Here is an 18885-nt window from a genome sequence, read left to right as displayed (position 1 = left end):
GCTAGGTCCTTACAGGATGGCCAAGGTGCTTTCGAACAGCTGGTTGGCCACCGCTATCACTTTCATGTTGGCCTGGTACATCTTCTGGTATTCGATCAGGCTGACCGCCTCTTCGTCGCGCTGGACGCCGGAGGTGCTCTGCCAGTTCTTTTCCGCCTCGGCGCGGATCACGTTGGCGGTATCGAGGCTGGACGAGTTCTGCTGGCTGGAAATGGCGAGGTGGCCGATCATCTGCGAATAGGCGTCGCCCAAGGTCACATTGCCGATGCCGGCCAGCGGGAACGCCTGCTGCTTGACCTTCAGCACCTCGCGCAGATTGTCGTTGTTGCCCGGCTTGGCCGGATCGGCGGAAAAGCCGAGCTCGGCGGAAAGGATGCCGGTGGTCTGCAGCAGGCCGTGGGCGGCGCCGGCGTCGTACTGGAACAGCGGCTTGCCCGGCTGGCCGTTCATGTCGTAGCCCTTGGCCAGCTGGTCGTTGACGCGGGTGGCCAGCTCGCCGGCCAGCGTGCGCACCTGGGCCTGCACCGGCCGCAGGTTTTCGGTTTCGAAGCGGTTGAGGCCGCCCAGCTGGCCGCCCAGGTCGCCGCCCGGCATCGCGTACTTCTCGGTGCCGAAGGCCAGCTTCAACTGCTGGCTGCCGTCAGGCTGGGCCTCGCTGCTCAGCGTGGCCGCGCTGTCGCCGGTCACCAGCGGCAAGCCGTTCTTCAGCGAGATGGACTTGCTGCCGTCCGGCTGCGCCACCACCCTGACCTCGATCAGCGAGGACAGCGCGTCCACCTGGCGGTCGCGCTCGTCCTCCAGACCGGAGGTGTTGATGCCCTGGGCCTTGGCCGACATCAGCTTCTCGTTCAGCGCCGCCAGGTTGGCGGTGGCGCTGTTGATCTGCGTCAGCGTCGCGTTGCGCTGCTCGGAGATGGCCGCCAGCTGCGAGGTCAGCACGCCGTCCAGGTTGTTGAAGCGCTGGGCCAGCGCGTCGGCCGAGCGGATCACCTGGTCGCGCATGGTGTTGGAGTCCAGGCTGGCGGCGTTCAGCGCGGCGAAGAACTGGTCGAAGCCGTCGGACAGGCTGCTGCCCTTGCTGCCCATCACCTTTTCCAGCTGGGTGAAATAAGGCTGGGCCGCGGCCCGCGAGCCGACATTGGAAGCGGCCTGCCACTGCAGCAGATTCTTGTAGTCGTCGCTGAAGCGGCGGACATTGCTGACGTTGACGCCGTAGCCGGCGCTCAGCGGGTCTCCGGCGCCCGGCGCCTGGGTGGCCAGCACCACGCCCTGGCGGGAATAGCCGGGCGTCTGCTGGTTGGCGATGTTCTGGCTGGCGGTGTTCAACGCGACCTGCGCCGCCTGGGCGCCGGACAGCGCGTTATTGATCATGCGCATGGTTGGCTGTCATCACTTGGTGAGTGGGAACATGGCCGGGGCGAAGGCCGCCAGGCCCTGGCCGGCATCCCGGCCCTGCTTCAGACTGGCGACGGCGGCGTCCACGTCCTTAACGGGAATATTCCCATTCTCCGGCAGCAGTTGGGCCAGGATGACCTTGGCGATGCCGAAGGTGCGCTGGCTGGCCAGCTGGTCGGCCAGGGCGCCGTCGGCGATGTCCAGCATGTCGGCGTTGACGGAGCTGGCGAAAATGCTGTCCTCGCCGGCCATCTCGCGGGTGGTCTTGCGCATCTGCTTGAACATCTCTCGCACGAACTGCGCCTCGAACATCTCGGCCGCCTTTTCCGCCTTCTTGCGGTACTCGGGATTGGCGGGGGCCACCGCGCCCTCCCCGCCGCCGGCGTTCGGCGCGGGATTCTGCAAATCGTTGTTCAGCATCAGATCACCACCAGTTCGCCGTCTATCGCGCCGGCCTGGTCCAGCGCCTGCAGGATGGCCATCACGTCGTCCGGCGTCGCGCCGGTGCGGTTGACCGTGTCGATGATGGCGCGCAGGCTGGCGCCGGCCGGCCACTTGAACATCCGCCCCTGGCCCTGCTCCACCTGCACCCGCGAGTCGGGCACCACCTGGGTGGTGCCGTTGCTGAACGGGCCGGGCTGGCTGACCTGGGACGACTCCGAAATCACCACACGCAGGCTGCCGTGCGACACCGCGGCCGGGCGCACGGTGACGCCCTCGCTGATCACCACGGTGCCGGTGCGGGAGTTGAACACCACGCGCGGGATTTCGGCGCCGACGTCGACGTTCATCTTCTCCAGCCGCGCGACGAAGGCGACGCGCTCGGTCGGATCGCCGGGCGCCCTCACCTCGATGGTGGTGGCGTTGCGGGTGGTGGCGATCTTGCCGTAGTTGCGGTTGATCGCCCGCACCACATTGGTCGCGGTCTCGAAACTGGGGCGGCGCAGGCTCAGGCGTATGCTGTCGCCCTGCTCGAAATCGCTGGGAATCTCGCGCTCGATCGACGCGCCGTTGGGAATGCGGCCGGCGGTGGGCGTGTTGACGGTGACGCTGGAGCCGCTCTTGCCCTGCGCCGACAGGCCGCCTATCACCACGCTGCCCTGGGCCAGCGCGTACACTTCGCCGTTGGCCGCCTTCAGCTGAGTGAGCAGCAGGGTGCCGCCCCGCAGGCTCTTGGCGTCGCCCAGCGACGACACGGTCACGTCTATGGTCTGGCCGCGGCTGTAGCCGGGCGGCAGGCTGGCGCTGACCATCACCGCGGCCACGTTCTTGACGCGGGTGTCGGTCTTCTCCGGCATCTTGAGGCCGAACTGCTTGAGCATGTTGGCGACCGACTGGCCGGAGAACTTGACCTGGGAGTTGTCGCCGGTGCCGTCCAGGCCGACGACGATGCCGTAGCCTATCAACTGGTTGTCGCGTATGCCTTCCACATTGACCAGCTGCCGCAGCGGCTGGGCCGCGGCCGGCAGCGACAACGCCGCCAGCAAGGCGGCGGCGATCAGGCGTCGAATCTGTTTGAATATCATTGCGAACCCTAGAACGGCATCAAGGGACTGGCGAAGAAGCGCATCAGCCAGCCCGGGCTGTTGGCGTCGGCCAGCGCGCCGCTGCCGGAATAGCCGATGCGGGCGTTGGCGATGCGCAGCGAGGACACGCGGTTGTCGGTGTCGATGTCCTCCACCCGCACGTAGCCCGCCACGCGCAGCATCTCCTCGCCCTGGTTCAGCGTCAGCTGCTTCTCGCCCTTGACCTGCAGCAGGCCGTTGGGCAGCACCCGGTGCACCACTACGGTCAGCGAGCCGGCCAGCGCGTTCTGCTGGGTGGAGCTGGACGAGCCGTTGAAGTCGCGGTTGGCGTCGATGCCGACCTGGGCGTTGAAAGTGGTGTTGCCGATCAGCGAAGGGCCGATCTTGGCGCCGGACTTCTTGCCGAAGCTGGTGCCGGCCTGCTTGCTGGCCTGGGTGGTCTCCTCCAGCACCACGGTCAGCACGTCGCCGGGGCGGAAGGCGCGGTTGTCCGAAGTCAGCGACAGCGAGCCGCCGGCGGTGAACACGCCGCCGCCCTGCGGCAGCGAAGTTTGCTGGCGCATCAGGTCGGGCAGCGGATCCGGCTCCGGCGGAGGCGGCTGGAACTGGGCGCAGGCCGCCAGCAGCAAGGCGGCCAGCGGCGCGAGGCGGGCAAGCGTCATCGTACCGACTGGCCCAGTTGCTGCAGCATATTGTCGGCGGCGGACAGCACCTTGGTGTTCATCTCGTAGGTGCGCTGGGCGGCGATCATGTCCACCATCTCTTCCACCACCTGCACATTGGAGCCTTCCAGGCTGCCCTGCTTCAGCTTGCCCAGCGCGCCGTTGCCGGGATCGCCTGGGTTGGCGTCGCCGCTGGCGTCGGTTTTCTGGAACAGATTGTCGCCCAGCGCCAGCAGGCCGGCCGGATTGATGAAGCTGGCCAGCTGGATGCGGTCCACCGCTTCCGGCGTGGTGCCGCTGCCGCGGGTCACGGCGACCTCGCCGGTTTCGCTGATCGAAATCTTGGTGGCGTCGGCCGGGATGCGGATCTCGGGCTCCAGCGGCAGGCCCTGGGCGGTCTGCAGCACGCCGTCCTTGCTCAGGCTCAGCTGCCCCGCCCGGGTGTAGCCGGTCTCGCCGTTGGCCATCTTCACCTGCAGGAAGCCCTGGCCGATGATGGCCACGTCCAGGCTCTGGTTGGTGGTGGTGATGTTGCCCTCGGTGAACACCTTCTGGCTGCCCACCAGCCGGGTGCCGTTGCCCATCTGCACGCCGGACGGCGACACGTTGTTGTCGTCCACCTTGCTGCCGGGCTGCTTCTCGACCTGGTAGAACAGGTCTTCGAATATCATGCGGTCGCGCTTGAAGCCGGTGGTGTTGACGTTGGCCAGGTTGTTGGCGATGGCGGTCAGGCGCGCGTCCTGCGCCTGTATGCCGGTCTTGCTGATCCAAAGTGCCGGATTCATCGTATCTCCCAATCAGTCGGCCGTTCAGCCGCGCACCAGGCGGTTGCCCGCCTCGTTCATGTCGCTGGCGGCGTTGAACAGTTTCATCTGCATCTCGAAATTGCGGTTGAGCGTCATGGTGGACACCATTTCCTCCACCGCGGACACATTGCTGCGCTCCAGGTGGCCGCTCTGCACCCGCACGCTGTCGTCCACCGGCAGCGGCCCGCCCTGGCGGGCGGCGATCAGCCCGTCGGGGCGCTTGCCCACCTCGCGCGGATCGGGCTTGACCAGCTTGAGCTTGTCCACCGGCTGCATCGCGGCGTCGTCCGGGTTCAGCACGGAAATCGTGCCGTCGGCGGCCACGCTGACCTTGAGGAAGCCTTCGGGCAGGCGGATCGGGCCGCCGTCGCCCAACACCGGGTGGCCATTGACGCTGAGCGTGCCGTCCGGCCCCGCCACCATGCTGCCGGCGCGGGTGTAGGCCTCGCTGCCGTCAGGCGCGGAAACGGCGAAAAAGCCGTCGCCCTGCAGCGCGATGTCCAGGTCGCGGCCGGTTTCCACCACCGTGCCGTTGCGGTCGGACAACGCGGTCGGCGCGTTCTGACTCAGCAGGCGCGCGTCGTAGCCGTAGCCCGGCACCTGCTGGCTGACGGCGGTGTCGATGTCGGCGCGGAAGCCGCCGGTTTCGGCGTTGGCCAGGTTGTTGGCGTGGATCTGCTGCGCGCGCAGCATGCGGCCGGCGCCGCTCATCGCGGTGTAGATCAGCTTGTCCATCGCCTTACACCGCCTGCATCAGCGCCTGCATCACCTGGTTCTCGGTGGAGATCACCTTGGTGTTGGCCTGGTAGTTACGCTGCGCGGTCATCAGCGACACCAGTTCGGAGGTGACGTCGACGTTGGATTGCTCCAGCGAGCTGGTGACCAGCTTGCCGGCCATATTGCTGCCGGCCGGCGACAGCAGCGCCGGACCCGATGCCGACGATTCCTGCCAGCTGGTCTGCGACGCGGCGGTCAGCGCGCCCTGGTTGGCGAAGTTGGCGATGGCCAGGCGGGCGACGACCTGCTTCTGGTCGTTGCTGTAGCTGACGATGACCTCGCCGTTCTCGCCCAGGCTGACACCGGTGCGCGCGCCCGGCGGGTAGCCGTTGGCCGCGTTGCGCACGGTGCTGGGCTCGCCGGCGAACTGGGTGGTGCCGCTGTAGTCCACCGCCACTTTCAGCGCGTTGGCGCCGGCGGGCGTGCCCAGGTCCAGGTCCACCGCGGCGGTGGGCTGCGTCATCTTGCCGGCGGTGTCGAACTTCAGGTCGGTGGTGGCGGGCAGCATCTTGTCGTCCAGCTGGTAGTGGACGGTGATGGTGCTGTCGGCGCTCTTGCAGAAGTACTGGGTGAGATTGTGCTTGTTGCCCAGCGAGTCGTACACCGGCGACACCGTGGAATGGTTGAAGCTTTGCGACACGCCCTTGTCGAACGGCACCGTCTGCACCGCCCAGCCGGCCGACATATTGCCAGAGTACTTCAGCTGGTCGCTGGGTTTGGCCGCGATGTTGCCGGTCGGGATCTGGATGTCGCCCAGCGCGCCCAGCGCGCCGCCCTCGGACTGGGCGTAGCCCTGCACGCGGCCGCCGTAGTTATCGACCAAGTAGCCATCCTTGTCGGTGTCGAAAATGCCCACCCGGCTGTAGCTCACGGCGCCGGCGACGCTGCGCGACACGTAGAAGCCGCGGCCGTCGATGGCGGCGTCCAGCGCGCGGCCGGTGTTGACCAGGCCGCCATTGCGGCCGATGTTCTGGCTGTTGGGATTGGCGTTGACACCCATCGCCTGGCTGCCGGCGTAGGCGGAGGCAAAAGTCACCCGGCCGGACTTGAAGCCGTAGGTGCCGGAGTTGGCGATGTTGTCGCTGACGCTGCCCAGCTGGTTGTTGACGGCGTTGATGCCGGAAAGGGCGATCTCGAAGCTCATGGTTATCTCCGGGGTGGCTTAAGCGGAAAGCAAGGCGGATACGGAAGAAGCGGGGAAGTCGCCGAGGCCGGCCAGGCTCAGCACCGGCTCGCCGCCGTTGACCGGCAGGCGCACGCCGCTGACCTCGGCCTTCAGCTCGAACAGCCCCTTGCTGCCGGACGCGGTGGACAGCTCCACCTGGTAGTTGCCGGCGGCGAGGTGGTAGTCGGCCAGCTTGATCTTGAAATCCGATGCGCCGGCCTCGCGCTTGCCCAGCTCGATGCGGGTGCGCTGGCCGGCCGCGTCGGTCAGGATCAGCGTCGCGCTTTCCTCCTGCCCGGACAGCGTCAAGCGGCCGTTCAGCTCGCCCTGGCCGTCGCTGCGGATGCGGTCGGTCTGCAGCAGCACCGGCTTGCCCACCTGCGCGCCCAGCGCGACGCCCTGCAGCTCGCGCAGCATCGCGCCTTGGCTCTGCAGCTGCTTGAGCATGTCCTGGGTGCTCTGCATCTGGCTCATCTGCGCCAGCTGGCTGACGAACTGCGACGGATCGGCCGGATCCAGCGGGCTCTGGTTGCGGATCTGCGCCAGCAACAGCGTCATGAACATGTCGTTGCCCGGCTGGGCGCCGTTCTTGCCCGCCGCCGGGGCGACCTTCTGTTCGCCGCCCTGCTGGTTGCTTGCGCTGAATTGCCGCGCCTGCGCCTGTTCCACGCTCATGCGCTATCTCCCAGTTTCAGCAGGTCCTGCTGCATGGTCTTCACCTTGGCCAGCACCTCGACATTGGTCTGGAAGGCGCGGGTGGCGGACAGCATGTCGGTCATTTCCTCCACCGCGTTGACGTTGCTGTAGAAAACGTTGCCGTCGGCGTCGGCCAGCGGGTTGCCCGGCTCGTGCGCCTTGCGCACCGGCTCCTGGTTCTGCACCACGTCCAGCACCTGCACGCCCATGCCCTCGCCCTGCATCTGGCTGCTGAACACGGGTTTGCGGCCGCGGTAGGCGGACTGTTCCGCGCCGGAAGCGGTGTCGGCGTTGGCGATGTTGCTGGCCACGGTATTGAGGCGCACCGTCTGCGCGGTCATGGCGGAACCGGCGATGCGCGAGATGTCGCGGAATGACATGGATTATTGCCCCGCTATCACTTTGGCCAGACCGTGCAGCTTCATGTTGATGAAGGTGAGGCTGGTCTGAAATTCGGAAACGTTCTGCGAGAACTCGGCCTGCTCGACGCTGAGTTCGACGGTGTTGCCGTCCCGGGACGGGTGGTTGGGGAGGCGGTACAACAGGTCGCCGCCGCCGTCGTCGAACGCCAACGGCGAATCGGCGGCCGCCGATGCCAGCGCCGCCTTGAAATCGATGTCACGCGCCTGATAACCCGGGGTGTTCTCGTTGGCGATGTTGGACGCCAGCACCCGGGTCCGATCCGCCCGCAGCCGCAAGGCCTCGGGGTGGATGCTCAGGGCCTTGTCCAAATGCATGCCCATTGCCTTGACCCTATCAGTTCACTACCATGTTCAAGCTATTTGCTATGAATAGCCATTCAATTGGAAAGCGATACTAATAAGCGCGCCCGTCACCGTATACGCAACAATTACCACGCATTTTGTAATGGCCAAATTCACCAAAACCCGTTATATCTCAGCCGGCTGCCTGCTGCTCGCCCTCGTCCAGGCCCCCCAGATCGCCCTGGCCGCCTCGCCGGCCGAACAGGAAGTGGAGCGCCAGGCGCAGAAGCTGATCCGGCAACGGCTGGCCGACGCCGGGCTTGACCAAGCCGACATCCGGCTGCAGACGCTCCCGCCGCGCGACCTGCCCGCAACCTGCGCCTCGCCCTGGCAGGCCGAGGCCGGCGACAGCCGCGCCTTCAGCCGCATGCGCTTCGACCTCGCCTGCCCCGCCAGCGGCTGGCGCGGCGGCGTCATCGTCCGCGCCGCCGTCAGCGCCCGGGTGGCGGTGGCCGCGCGCGACCTGCCCGCCGGCGTCGCGCTGGCGCCGCAGGACGTCGCCTGGGCGCGGCGCCCGGTCGGCGACCCCGCCGACCTGTTCGGCCAGGCCAGCCCGCCGCAGGGCCTGGCGTCCAGGACGCCGCTGCGCCAGGATCAGCCGCTGCGCCGCAGGCAGCTGCAGCCGCCGCAATGGGTGAAACGCGGCGACGCCGTCAGCATCGTCGCGCGCCAGGACGGCATCGAGGTCACCAGCGCCGGCGAAGCGCTGGCCAATGGCCGCCAAGGCGAGGTGATCCGCGTGCGCAACACCTCCAGCAACAAGATCATCAACGCCCGGGTCAGCGCCCAAGGAGAAGTCGCGCCGCTGGAGTGAGCGCTTTCCCTTCCGGCGAATTTGCTAAGCCGAATCTTTCATTTCACAGATTCCATTCGCATCGATACATTTTGCATATCGTCTTATGTATTTTGTATCCATGATGCAGCCACACACCTCTTCTCATTCCGCGCGACGCCTCCGCTGTCGCCGCCTGTCCGGCTGACTCCCGCCGGACAGGCCCGCCGCTTCATTTCATAACCAAGAAAGTCTCCGTGATGATCAAACACACCCTGCTGCTGGCCGGGCTGGGCGCCGCTTTGCCTTTTTCCGCCCTCGCCGCCGACGCCGGCGACAACTCGCTGGAACGCGTCACCGTCACCGGCTCCAATCTGCGCGCCAGCGCCAAGGCCAAGACCAATCCGGTGCAGGTCCTCAGCGCCGCCGACATCGAGCGCAGCGGCAAGACCAGCCTGCCCGACGTGCTGCGCGCGCTGGCCGTCAACAGCGGCAACAGCTTCAACGAACAGTACACCGGCAGCTTCTCCGCCGGCACCGCCGGCGTCTCGCTGCGCGGCCTGGGCCAGCGCAACACCCTGGTGCTGGTCAACGGCAAGCGCGTATCCAACTACGCCACCGCCCAGGACCTGCAGGAAACCTTCGTCGACCTGAACTCGCTGCCGCTGAAAGCGGTGAAACGCATCGAAATCCTGAAGGACGGCGCCTCCGCCATCTATGGCTCGGACGCCATCGCCGGCGTGGTCAACATCATCCTCTACCCGTCCTACCAGGGCCTGGAGCTGGGCGCCGACATCGGCCGCGACACCAGCACCGGCCAGGACGAGCGCCGCATGAACCTGCTGGCCGGCAAAGGCGACCTGGACAAGGACGGCTACAACGTCTGGTTCTCCTTCGACGCGCAAAAGCGCGACCGGCTGGACCAGAGCGGCGTGGACTGGCTGAAGGACAACGACTTCCGCGGCCTGCCCGGCGGCAAGCTGGTGCGCACGCCGACCAACTACTACAACGGCAATCCGACCCAGCGTTTCCCCCACGCCGCCGGACCGGCGCAGGACCTGGACTACGGCGCGGTCAATCCCGGCAAGAGCGGCCGCATCTGGGCCTACAACCCGGCGCAGTACACCACGCTGATGCCGGGCATCGAGCGCTATCACGCGGCATTGCACGGCAGCTACCGGCTGACCCCGGCGACCGAGGCTTACGCCGAATTCCTCTACGGCGCCAGCCACAGCGCCCAGATCTTCGGCCCGCCGCTATCCATCTCCAGCAGCCTGCGCGCCTGGGACTCCGCCTCGCAATCGCTGACGCCGGTCAGCAATGTGCTGCCGGCCGGCAACCCCTCCAATCCCAACGCCTCGCCGACGCCGTTCACCGCCAACCTGTTCGACCTGGGCCAGCGCAACAAGACCGACAGCGTGTCGTTCCGCCGCCTGCTGCTGGGCGTCAAGGGCAGCGGCGACGCCTGGGACTGGGACGTGTCCGGCCTGTATTCCGACAGCCGCCTGCGCGAATACGCGTACAACTTCGTCAACCGCTACGCTTACGAGCAGCTGCTGGCCAACGGCGGCTACAACTTCATCGATCCCTCGCGCAACAGCGAGGCGGTGCGCGACAGCCTGCGCATCCGCACCATGCGCCCCGCCTGGTACCGCGTCGCCAGCCTGGACGCCACCGCCAGCACCGAGCTGGCCCAGCTGCCGGCCGGCCCGGTGGGCTTCGCCGCCGGCTACCAGCTGCGGCGCGAAATGATGAATTCCGGCACCTCGTCAGAAGTGGCCAGCGGCACGGAGCTGCGGCCGGCGCTGGACCTGATCCGCGGCGGCCGCACCATACAGGCGGCTTACGGCGAGTTCAACGTGCCGATCAGCAAGACCCTCAGCCTCAACGCCGCCGCCCGCGCCGACCACTACAGCGACTTCGGCAACGCCTTCTCGCCCAAGCTGGGCCTGCGCTACCAGCCGCTGCAAAGCCTGACGCTGCGCGGCTCGGTGTCGCGCGGCTTCCGCGCGCCGTCGCTGCCGGAAATCACCAGCAGCACCGCGGTCAGCTACGGCTCGGTGCAGGACCCGTACGATCCGCTGACGCCGAACCAGAACGTGTCCTTCACTCATCTGATCACGGCGAATCCGAATATCAAGCCCGAGCGCTCGACCAACGCCAACCTGGGCCTGGTGCTCGCCCCGACCGCCGATACCAGCGTCAGCCTGGATTACTACCGCATCCGCCAGCGCGACGTGATCGGCCTGGAAGACGTGAGCGACATCGTGCGCCATCCGGACGCCTACCCCGGCGCCATCGTCCGCGACGCCCAAGGCCGGCTGCAAACCATCACCCAGCGCTTCACCAATCTGGGCGGACGCGACACTTCCGGCTTCGACATCGAACTGCGACAGGGCTGGAAGCTGCCCGGCGGCAAGCTGACTCTGGCGGCGCAGTGGAGCCGGCTGCTGTCGTTCAGCCAGCCGCTGCAGCAGGGTGGCGAGATGCAGGAAGGCGCCGGCAGCAACCTGCTGGGCGCGCTGCCGCGCTGGAAGGGCCAGACCTCAGCCAATTGGGACGCCGGCGCCTGGTCGTCCACCCTCACCTGGTTCCATACCGATGGCTATGCCCAGACCGGCGGCGATGCCACTCAGCAACGGGTCGACGGCCTGGACACCTTCAACCTGAGCGCCAGCTACGCCGGCATCAAGCGCGTCACGCTGACCGCCGCCGTGCAAAACCTGACCAATCGCCGCCCGCCCTGGGACGCGAGCGCCAGCCATTACTACGACGCCACCCAGTACGATCCGGGCGGCCGCGCCTTCACGCTGGGCGTGCGCTACAAGCTGGACTGACGCCCTTCTCAACGGCGGCGCCCAACGGCGCCGCCGTTCTTTTTCACGCTCCGCCGGCAAGAAAATACTAAGTAGAATCACGAAGCATGCATTAACCTTCAAAATGGAAGCGCGTCCCACCCTTCCTGCCTCCCCCATCGCAACACCGCAACAGCACAGCGCCGGAGATTCACCATGGTCTTTTTCACCCGCAAGCTCGCCGCCGAACTGGAACACGCCAATCAGCAACTTCGCCAGTCGCGCAGCCTGCTTGCCGCCATCGAGCGCTCGATGGCGGTGATAGAGTTTTCCGTCGACGGCAAAATCGTCCACGCCAACGACAATTTCCTGCGCGCCATGGGCTACAGTGCCGATGAAATCCGGGACAAGCACCACCGCATGTTCTGCCAGGACGACTACGCCAACAGCCCCGCCTACCGCGACTTCTGGCAAAAGCTGGCGCGCGGCGAATTCCAAGCCGGCCATTTCCTCCGGCGCCGCAAGGATGGATCGGACATCTGGCTGGAAGCCAGCTACTCGCCGATATTGGACGGCGACGGGCGCGTGACCGGCGTGATCAAGGTCGCCACCGACATCACCCAGCAGGTTCGCGACGAAGAGGACAGCAGGGCGCTGCGCCAGGCGATAGACCACTCGATGGCCCGCATCGAGTTCGACCTGGACGGCAACATCCTCGACGCCAACGACAACTTCCTGAAAGTGTTCGGCTATCGGCGCGCCGACGTGATAGGCAAGCACCACCGCATGCTGTGCGAGCCCAGCTACGCCCAGGGCCCGGAGTACGGCCAGCTGTGGCAGCAACTCAGACAGGGGCGCTTCCTGGAGGGGCAGTTCCGCCGCATGAACAGCCATGGCGAGGTGATCTGGCTGCAGGCCACCTACAACCCGGTGCTGGATCCGCAAGGCCGACCGGTGCGGGTGGTGAAGTTCGCCAGCGACATCAGCGAGCAAATGCTGAAACTGAGGCAGCAGGCGGAAAACGCCCGTTCGGCGGTGCATGCGTCGGAGAGCACCGAGCAGCTGTCGATACAGGGCAGCTCGGTGCTGGAGCAGGCCACCACCGAGATCAACCGCGTCGCGGGCAGCGTGGAAACCTCGTCCGGCATCCTGTCCAAGCTGGGCGACAGCTCCGACCAGATCGGCAGCATCGTCAACACCATCAGCGACATCGCCGACCAGACCAATCTCTTGGCGCTGAACGCGGCGATCGAGGCCGCGCGGGCCGGCGAGATGGGCCGCGGCTTCGCCGTGGTGGCGGACGAAGTGAGAAAGCTGGCCGAGCGCACCAGTCAGTCCACCGGCGAGATCTCCGGCATCGTCAAGAGCATCCAGGACGATTCCCGCTCCGCGATCGAGGCGATGCGGCAGATGCAGGCGCTGGCCGGCAATAGCCTGCAGCTGGCGGACCAGGCGCGCGACGCAATCCAGGAAATCCGCAGCGGCGCGCGCGACGTGGTGCTGGTGGTGAAAGAAGTCTCGGAGCTGCTGCAGCAGAGCTGAACCGCCCAGCCGCAAAAAAAAACGGACCGCATGATCGCGGCCCGTTTTTCATTTCTCCCGTCCATGGCGCGGACAGAGCGGCATCAATAGCCGAGGCCCATCGCGGCGCGCACGTCGTTCATCGTTTCGCGCGCCACCTTCTCGGCGCGGGCGTTGCCGTCGGCCAGGATTTCGGCGACCAGCTTCGGATTGGCCAGATACTTCTCCGCGCGCTCGAACATCGGCTGCTGCTCGCGCACCACGGCGTCGATCACCGGCTGCTTGCAGTCCAGGCAGCCGATGCCGGCGCTGGTACAGCCCGCCTTCACCCATTCCTTGGTCTCGCCGTCGCTGTACACCTCGTGCAGCTGCCATACCGGGCAAAGGCTCGGCGTGCCCGGGTCGGTGCGGCGCACGCGGGCCGGATCGGTCGGCATGCCGCGGATCTTCTTGCTCACGGTTTCCGGCGCTTCGCGCATGGTGATTGTGTTGCCGTAGGACTTGGACATCTTCTGGCCGTCCAGACCCGGCATCTTGGACGCGGCGGTCAGCTTGGCCTCGCACTCCGGCAGGATGGTCTTGCCCTTGTTTTCCAGCCAGCCGTGCAGCCGCTCGCGATCGGCCGCGCCCAGGTTCTGGCTGGCCGCCAGGATTTCGCGCGCCTTCTCCAGCGCGCCGGCGTCGCCGTCCTGCAGGTAAGCGGTGCGCAAACGATCGAAATCCTTGCCCGCCTTGCCGATTTTCTTCACCGCGGCGCGGGCCAGCTCTTCGAAGTTGGGCTCGCGGCCGAACATGTGGTTGAAGCGGCGCGCCACTTCGCGGGTCAGCTCGATGTGCGGCACCTGGTCCTCGCCAACCGGCACCAGCCCGGCCTTGTACACCAGGATGTCGGCGGCCTGCAGCAGCGGATAGCCGAGGAAGCCGTAGGTGGTCAGGTCCTTGTGGCTGAGCTTCTCCATCTGGTCCTTGTAGGTCGGCACCCGTTCCAGCCAGGACAGCGGCGTCACCATGGACAGCGCCAGGTGCAGCTCGGCGTGCTGCGGCACCTTGGATTGGACGAAGACGGTGGATTTTTCCGGGTCGACGCCGGAGGCCAGCCAGTCGATGACCATCTCGTCGATGGACTTGCCGATGATGGACACGTCGTCGAAATTGGTGGTCAGCGCGTGCCAGTCGGCCACCATGAAGAAGCATTCGTGGCTGTGCTGCAGCTCCACCCAATTCTTGATCACGCCGTGGTAATGGCCAAGGTGCAGGCTGCCGGTGGGGCGCATGCCGGAGAGAATGCGGTTGGCGGACATATTGTTATGCTCTCGGTTGCGCGGGAAATGAAAAGCCGCCGGCACCATCCGGCGGCCAGGCCCGCTCAGGGTTCTAGAAAAACAGTTGCAGCAGATGATACATCAAGACGTACAAGGGCTGCAGGATGGCACCCAACAGGCCGCTGGCCACCAGCAGCAGCAACAGCCACATGCCCCAGCTCTCGGTCTGCGCGTAGCGCCAGGCGACGCCCGGCGGCAGCAGGCTGTAGACGATGCGTCCGCCATCCAGCGGCAGGATCGGCAACAGGTTGAGCAGCATCAGCGAGATATTGATGCTGATGCCCGCCTTGCTCATCAGCATCAGCGGGTCGCGGTAGGCCCCGTCCATGCCCAGCGCCAGCTTGAGCAGCACGGCCCAGCCCAGCATCATCGCCAGGTTGGCCAGCGGCCCGGCCGCCGCCACCCAGCGCATATGCTGGCGCGGCTTGCGCAGCGCGTTGAAATTGACCGGCACCGGCCTGGCCCAGCCAAAGATGAAGCTGCCGAGCCAGATGGTCAGCAAGGGCAAGAGCACCGTGCCTATCGGGTCGATGTGCTTGAAGGGATTGAGCGTCATCCGCCCCTGCAGATAGGCGGTGTCGTCGCCGAAGCGGCGCGCGGCGTAAGCGTGCGCCGCCTCATGCAGGGTGATCGCCAGCAATACCGGCAAGGCGAAAATCGTGACCTGCTGCACCAGCTGATTGAAGTCGAACATGCCCGTCCTCCTCGCACTGCCATGCTATGAACATGACAGCCCCGCGCGGATTTGGCAAATCCGACCGCAATCGGCCGCTACAGCGCCAGGCTCAGGATCAGCAGGTTGACCAGCTTCAGCAGCGGCATCAGCAGGCCGCCGAGCACGCCGCTGAACATCAGCAGCAGCAGGATCCAGAAGCTGTAGGGCTCGATCTTGGAAAACTGCCAGGCGGCGCGCGCCGGCAGCAGCGACTGCAGGATGACGCCGCCGGGCAGCGGCGGCAGCGGGATCAGCGTGAAGATCATCAGCGCCACATTGACCTTGACGCCTATCAGCCCCATCCACTGCAGCGGCGCGCGGAAATAGTCCGGCGCGTAAGCGGAGGCGGCGATGGCCCCGGCCCACAGCAAGGCCATCACCAGATTGGCCAGCGGCGTGACCATCGCCACCTTGGCCAAGGCGGTGCGCGGCTTGCGCATCGCGCCCGGATTCAGCTGCAGCGACTTGGGCCAGCCGATGATAAAGCCGCCCATCGCCACGCCTATCATCGGCAGCACGATGGAGCCGATGGGGTCGATGTGGGCAAAGGGGCTGAAGGTGCGCCGCCCGGTCATGTAGGCGGTGCGGTCGCCCAGCCGGTCGGCCATGAAGGCCTGGGCGCCGGCGGGCATGGTGATGGCGAACAGCACCGGCAGTATCGATACCGCCAGCGTCTGGATCAGGGAGAGTTCCTGCATGATTTCCTAACAGACTAAAGATGAATCAAAAACCGAACGGCGCCAGCGCGCCCTTGCCTTCGCGCACCAGCTCGACACCGTCGGTCATGTCGACCACGGTGGTCGGCTCGGTGCCGCACCAGCCGCCGTCCAGCACCGCGTCCACCAGATGCTCCAGCCGCTCACGGATTTCGTAGGGGTCGGACATCGGGACGTCGTCGCCCGGCAGCATCAGGGTACAGGACAAGATGGGTTCGCCCAGCTCCTCCAACAAGGCCAGCGCCACCTTGTGGTCCGGCACGCGCAGGCCGATGGTGGCCCGCTTGGGGTGGAGCGTGCGGCGCGGCACCTCGCGCGTCGCCTGCAGGATGAAGGTGTAGCTGCCCGGCGTGGTGCTCTTCAGCAGCCGGTACTGGCGGTTGTCCACCTTGGCGTAGTTGGCCAGTTCGGACAGATCGTGGCACACCAGCGTCATCAGCCGCTGCTTCAGGTCCACGCCGCGGATCTCCAGAATCCGCTCCATCGCCTCCTTGTCGCCGAGCGCGCAGCCCAGCGCGTAACAGGAGTCGGTGGGATAGGCGATCACCCCGCCCTCGCGCAGGATCTTCACCGCCTCGCGGATCAGCCTGGCCTGGGGGTTCTCGGGATGGATCACGAAGAATTGCGCCATGTTCTTGTCCTTGTGGTGTCAGTCAGCGGGCCGGAGGATGCGCGCTTCCAGCTCGCGCCAGATCGGCCTGCAGATGGGCGGCAGGTCCTCGGTGTGGCCGACGTCGCGCCCGCCCTCGCCCGGGGCGTGGAAGTCGCTGCCGCTGCTGGCGTAAAGTCCGTGCCGGTCGGCGTGCAGCGCGAACTTGTGCATGTCGTCCAGACTGTGGCTGCCGCTGGCCACCTCTATGCCCTGTCCGCCGGCAGCCTGGAAGTCCAGGATCAGCCGCTCGATCAGCGTCCTGCCCATGTCGTAGCGGCCGGGATGGGCGATGACGGCCATGCCGCCGGCGCCGACGATCCAGCCGACGGCGTCCTCCAGGCTGGCCCACTGGTGCGAGACGTAGCCCGGCTTGCCCGGCGTCAGATACTTGCGGAACACGGTGCGCATGTCCTTGACCGCGCCGCTGTCCACCAGGTGGCGGGCGAAATGGGTGCGGCTGATCATCTCGGGGTTGTCGCACCAGCGCATCGCGCCGTCGAAACAGCCGGCGATGCCGGCCGCCTCGAGCGAGGCGCCCATCTGCCGCGCCCGCTCCAACCGGCCTTCGCGTATCGATTTCAAGCCCGCGGCCAGCGCCGGCTCGGCCGGGTCTATGCCCAGGCCGACGATGTGCACCGTGTGCCGGCCCCAGCTCACCGACACTTCCACGCCGTTGAGAAAAGGTATGCCGCGCCGCGCGGCGGCCGCGGCCGCCTCGGCCAGCCCGCCGGTGCAGTCGTGGTCGGTCAGCGCCAGCAGGGCCGGCGCGCGCGCGGCGGCGCGGTCTATCACCTCGGTCGGCGTCAGCGCGCCGTCCGAAGTGCGGGAATGGAAATGCAGGTCAATGTTGGCCATCGTCGCCTCCCGCGGCCTGCCGCGCGGCCCTGCGCCTCTGCCATGCGGCCAGCCGCTCGCGGTAGGCGCGCCACTCCTGCTGGTGGATATCCAGGATGCACGGCTCGCAGCCGCTGCCGCAGCACATGTCGTCGCTCACCTCGAACGGCGGCTCGGGCATGATGTCGGCGGGGTCCTCCATCTCAGGCGGCCTCGACCACGATCAGAAATCCGTCGCCGCTGACCTGTTGGCCGGCGCGGATCTTGCAGGTCTTGCGCAGCTCGACCTGACCGTTCACCGACACATTGCCTTCGGCGATGAAATGCTTGGCCGCGCCGCCGGAATGGCAGACATTGCAGGCTTTGAGCAGATCGCACAGCGCGATGTACTCGCCGGAGAGTTGGTAAGTTTCCTTCATGTTTTGCACACTCGTTCTGGACAGGCTTGTGAGCGGCCTGTGGACAAGGCCGACAAGTCCTTAATCTGTCTTAACTTTTCCAGGCCGCCCATTTTTTAGGCAACCGCGCCGGGCTATCCACGCGCCCGGAGAACAATGTTGTGGAGCCGCTGTGGACAAGCGCCCCAAAACCATGATTTTTCAAATCTTTCGCCAGCTGATTATTTTTTAGGCAATCAACAAGGGCGACAGCGCCGCCATCGCCCGCGCCAGCCGCGCGTCGCGCGCGCCGCTCAGCTCCACCGCCGCGATGCCCTGCCGCGCCAGTTCCTGCCGGTGCAGATCCAGCAGCCAGCCGCGCTGGGTCGGATGGCTGCGCAGCGGGTCCGGCTCCCAGGGGATGTCCGGGCAGGCCAGCACCGTCAGCGCGTAATCGCGCGGCCGGTACAGGTCCAGCAGCGCGGCCGACGCCCGCCCGTGCGCCACTTCGGCCCAGATCTTGCAGGTCAGCGCCGTGGTGTCGCACAACAGGATTTCCGCCCCGGCCTCTTCCGCGCGCATTTCCAACGCCAGCTGGCCGGCGGCGATCGCCTCGATGTCGGACATCGCGGAAACGTAGGGCCGATCGGCGTAATAGGCGCGCGAATACTCCTCCACCCACGCCGCGTTCCAGCCCAGCTCCCGCAGGCGCGCCGCCCAACCCTCAGCCAGCGTGCTCTTGCCGCTGGACTCCGGGCCGACTATCGCCACCCGGATCGGCCCGCCGGCCTGTCTTCGCTCCATCATCGCCCATCTTCCCCGGCTCGGCCGGCGACCCGCCGGCCATCGTTCAGGCCAAGCCCGCTATTATACCGCGACAGATCGTGCTTTCCCGGATTTTCAATGGCTCCGCGGCAAACGCGCCAAGCAGCCCCCCGCCATCCTCAGCCATCCGCCGCGCGCGGAAGTTGCCGGCACATCCCAACAATCTTTGATTTGACCATAACGCCTGATCAAAATCGCCGCGCGCCGCGTCAAGCGCGCTTTTCCGCCTCCAACCGCGTTGACAATGGAGGCTCTGATGCGAATCCCTGGCTGCACGCCCGCGCAGTCCGGCGCGCTGCCGGCCGACACTCCCGCGGAAATGTTGGAACGCCGCCCGGACATTCAGGCACCGAGGCCACGCTTCCAGGCGACGTTTTACGGCGAGGAGGCCGCCAGACGCGCGCGGCGCGGCCGCCGCGCGGATCCTCCCGCCCCGATTCCCAACACAAGCCGGGGACAGCCCTGTGAGCCGGCTGTGGACAGATGAGGCAAGCGACTGAAAGCCTTCGCTTTTCAGATGCAGCCTATTTTTTAATCAATTCCGTATTTTTTCCCCACCTCCGGT

General features: G+C 66.6%; 21 protein-coding genes and 1 pseudogene. 4 read left to right on the top strand and 18 right to left on the bottom strand.

Annotation, left to right across the window (positions count from 1 at the left end; all coding sequences use genetic code 11):
• Nucleotides 1-9: 9 nt before the first annotated feature.
• The 10 genes from flgK to flgB are packed head-to-tail and all read right to left on the bottom strand — an operon-like array spanning nucleotide 10 to nucleotide 7764.
• Nucleotides 10-1377 carry a flagellar hook-associated protein FlgK gene (gene flgK / locus CV_RS08380; RefSeq protein ID WP_011135261.1) on the bottom strand — a complete coding sequence of 456 codons (1368 nt, stop codon included), beginning with the start codon at nucleotides 1375-1377 and terminating at the stop codon, nucleotides 10-12.
• 12 nt (nucleotides 1378-1389) lie between these two features.
• Nucleotides 1390-1815 (bottom strand): rod-binding protein, encoded by a 426-nt coding sequence (locus tag CV_RS08375; protein WP_043595858.1) that lies wholly within the window; start codon nucleotides 1813-1815, stop codon nucleotides 1390-1392.
• Nucleotides 1815-2921 (bottom strand): flagellar basal body P-ring protein FlgI, encoded by a 1107-nt coding sequence (locus tag CV_RS08370; protein WP_011135260.1) that lies wholly within the window; start codon nucleotides 2919-2921, stop codon nucleotides 1815-1817. The genes CV_RS08375 and CV_RS08370 overlap by 1 nt, the downstream gene beginning before the upstream one ends.
• 8 nt (nucleotides 2922-2929) lie before the next feature.
• Nucleotides 2930-3583: a flagellar basal body L-ring protein FlgH gene (gene flgH / locus CV_RS08365; protein WP_011135259.1), complete on the bottom strand. Its 654-nt coding sequence runs from the start codon at nucleotides 3581-3583 to the stop codon at nucleotides 2930-2932.
• Nucleotides 3580-4368, bottom strand: coding sequence for a flagellar basal-body rod protein FlgG (gene flgG / locus CV_RS08360; protein ID WP_011135258.1), 789 nt, complete (start codon nucleotides 4366-4368; stop codon nucleotides 3580-3582). The genes flgH and flgG overlap by 4 nt, the downstream gene beginning before the upstream one ends.
• Before the next feature lie 24 nt (nucleotides 4369-4392).
• Nucleotides 4393-5124 (bottom strand): flagellar basal body rod protein FlgF, encoded by a 732-nt coding sequence (locus tag CV_RS08355; RefSeq protein ID WP_011135257.1) that lies wholly within the window; start codon nucleotides 5122-5124, stop codon nucleotides 4393-4395.
• A gap of 4 nt (nucleotides 5125-5128) precedes the next feature.
• Nucleotides 5129-6310 (bottom strand): flagellar hook protein FlgE, encoded by a 1182-nt coding sequence (locus CV_RS08350; RefSeq protein ID WP_011135256.1) that lies wholly within the window; start codon nucleotides 6308-6310, stop codon nucleotides 5129-5131.
• Nucleotides 6311-6328: 18 nt separating this feature from the next.
• Nucleotides 6329-7006: a flagellar hook capping FlgD N-terminal domain-containing protein gene (locus tag CV_RS08345; protein WP_011135255.1), complete on the bottom strand. Its 678-nt coding sequence runs from the start codon at nucleotides 7004-7006 to the stop codon at nucleotides 6329-6331.
• Entirely contained in the window at nucleotides 7003-7407 is a 405-nt protein-coding gene (gene flgC / locus CV_RS08340; protein ID WP_011135254.1) for a flagellar basal body rod protein FlgC, read from the bottom strand. The genes CV_RS08345 and flgC overlap by 4 nt, the downstream gene beginning before the upstream one ends.
• 3 nt (nucleotides 7408-7410) lie before the next feature.
• Nucleotides 7411-7764, bottom strand: coding sequence for a flagellar basal body rod protein FlgB (gene flgB / locus CV_RS08335; RefSeq protein WP_011135253.1), 354 nt, complete (start codon nucleotides 7762-7764; stop codon nucleotides 7411-7413).
• Nucleotides 7765-7894: 130 nt separating this feature from the next.
• Between flgB and flgA the strand changes: the two genes are divergently transcribed.
• The 4 genes and pseudogenes from flgA (at nucleotide 7895) to CV_RS24390 (ending at nucleotide 12900) form a co-directional block, all read left to right on the top strand.
• A complete protein-coding gene (gene flgA / locus CV_RS08330) occupies nucleotides 7895-8605 on the top strand; it encodes a flagellar basal body P-ring formation chaperone FlgA (protein ID WP_011135252.1) in 711 nt (236 codons plus the stop codon).
• 218 nt (nucleotides 8606-8823) lie between these two features.
• Nucleotides 8824-11400: a TonB-dependent receptor plug domain-containing protein gene (locus CV_RS08325; protein ID WP_043595855.1), complete on the top strand. Its 2577-nt coding sequence runs from the start codon at nucleotides 8824-8826 to the stop codon at nucleotides 11398-11400.
• A gap of 174 nt (nucleotides 11401-11574) precedes the next feature.
• Nucleotides 11575-12339 (top strand): annotated as a pseudogene (locus CV_RS24395) (PAS domain-containing protein); the annotation flags it as partial.
• A 12-nt stretch (nucleotides 12340-12351) separates the two neighbouring features.
• Entirely contained in the window at nucleotides 12352-12900 is a 549-nt protein-coding gene (locus tag CV_RS24390) for a methyl-accepting chemotaxis protein (protein ID WP_246880908.1), read from the top strand.
• An 83-nt stretch (nucleotides 12901-12983) separates the two neighbouring features.
• Here CV_RS24390 and CV_RS08315 read toward each other — a convergent pair whose 3' ends face one another.
• The 8 genes from CV_RS08315 to CV_RS08280 form a co-directional block, all read right to left on the bottom strand.
• Entirely contained in the window at nucleotides 12984-14180 is a 1197-nt protein-coding gene (locus CV_RS08315; protein WP_011135249.1) for a tryptophan--tRNA ligase, read from the bottom strand.
• 73 nt (nucleotides 14181-14253) lie between these two features.
• Complete coding sequence (locus tag CV_RS08310; protein ID WP_011135248.1) at nucleotides 14254-14895, bottom strand: site-2 protease family protein; 642 nt, start codon at nucleotides 14893-14895, stop codon at nucleotides 14254-14256.
• Nucleotides 14896-14972: 77 nt separating this feature from the next.
• Entirely contained in the window at nucleotides 14973-15614 is a 642-nt protein-coding gene (locus CV_RS08305; protein WP_011135247.1) for a site-2 protease family protein, read from the bottom strand.
• A 25-nt stretch (nucleotides 15615-15639) separates the two neighbouring features.
• Nucleotides 15640-16263, bottom strand: a complete 624-nt coding sequence (locus CV_RS08300; protein ID WP_011135246.1) for an L-threonylcarbamoyladenylate synthase — start codon at nucleotides 16261-16263, stop codon at nucleotides 15640-15642.
• A gap of 18 nt (nucleotides 16264-16281) precedes the next feature.
• The gene (locus CV_RS08295) at nucleotides 16282-17139 is read right to left on the bottom strand and encodes a 3',5'-nucleoside bisphosphate phosphatase (protein WP_011135245.1); all 858 of its coding nucleotides are present in this window, start codon (nucleotides 17137-17139) and stop codon (nucleotides 16282-16284) included.
• Nucleotides 17126-17320, bottom strand: coding sequence for an oxidoreductase-like domain-containing protein (locus CV_RS08290; RefSeq protein WP_011135244.1), 195 nt, complete (start codon nucleotides 17318-17320; stop codon nucleotides 17126-17128). The genes CV_RS08295 and CV_RS08290 overlap by 14 nt, the downstream gene beginning before the upstream one ends.
• 1 nt (nucleotide 17321) lies before the next feature.
• Nucleotides 17322-17537: an RNA-binding S4 domain-containing protein gene (locus tag CV_RS08285; RefSeq protein ID WP_011135243.1), complete on the bottom strand. Its 216-nt coding sequence runs from the start codon at nucleotides 17535-17537 to the stop codon at nucleotides 17322-17324.
• Nucleotides 17538-17744: 207 nt separating this feature from the next.
• On the bottom strand, nucleotides 17745-18302 hold the full coding sequence (locus tag CV_RS08280; RefSeq protein WP_011135242.1) for an AAA family ATPase: 558 nt from the start codon (nucleotides 18300-18302) through the stop codon (nucleotides 17745-17747).
• Between the last annotated feature and the right edge of the window lie 583 nt (nucleotides 18303-18885).

This window comes from Chromobacterium violaceum ATCC 12472, assembly GCF_000007705.1.
Lineage (GTDB): Bacteria > Pseudomonadota > Gammaproteobacteria > Burkholderiales > Chromobacteriaceae > Chromobacterium > Chromobacterium violaceum.
The sequence above is the reverse complement of the archived record's forward strand: the minus strand, read 5'-3'. Positions and strand labels throughout refer to the sequence as shown.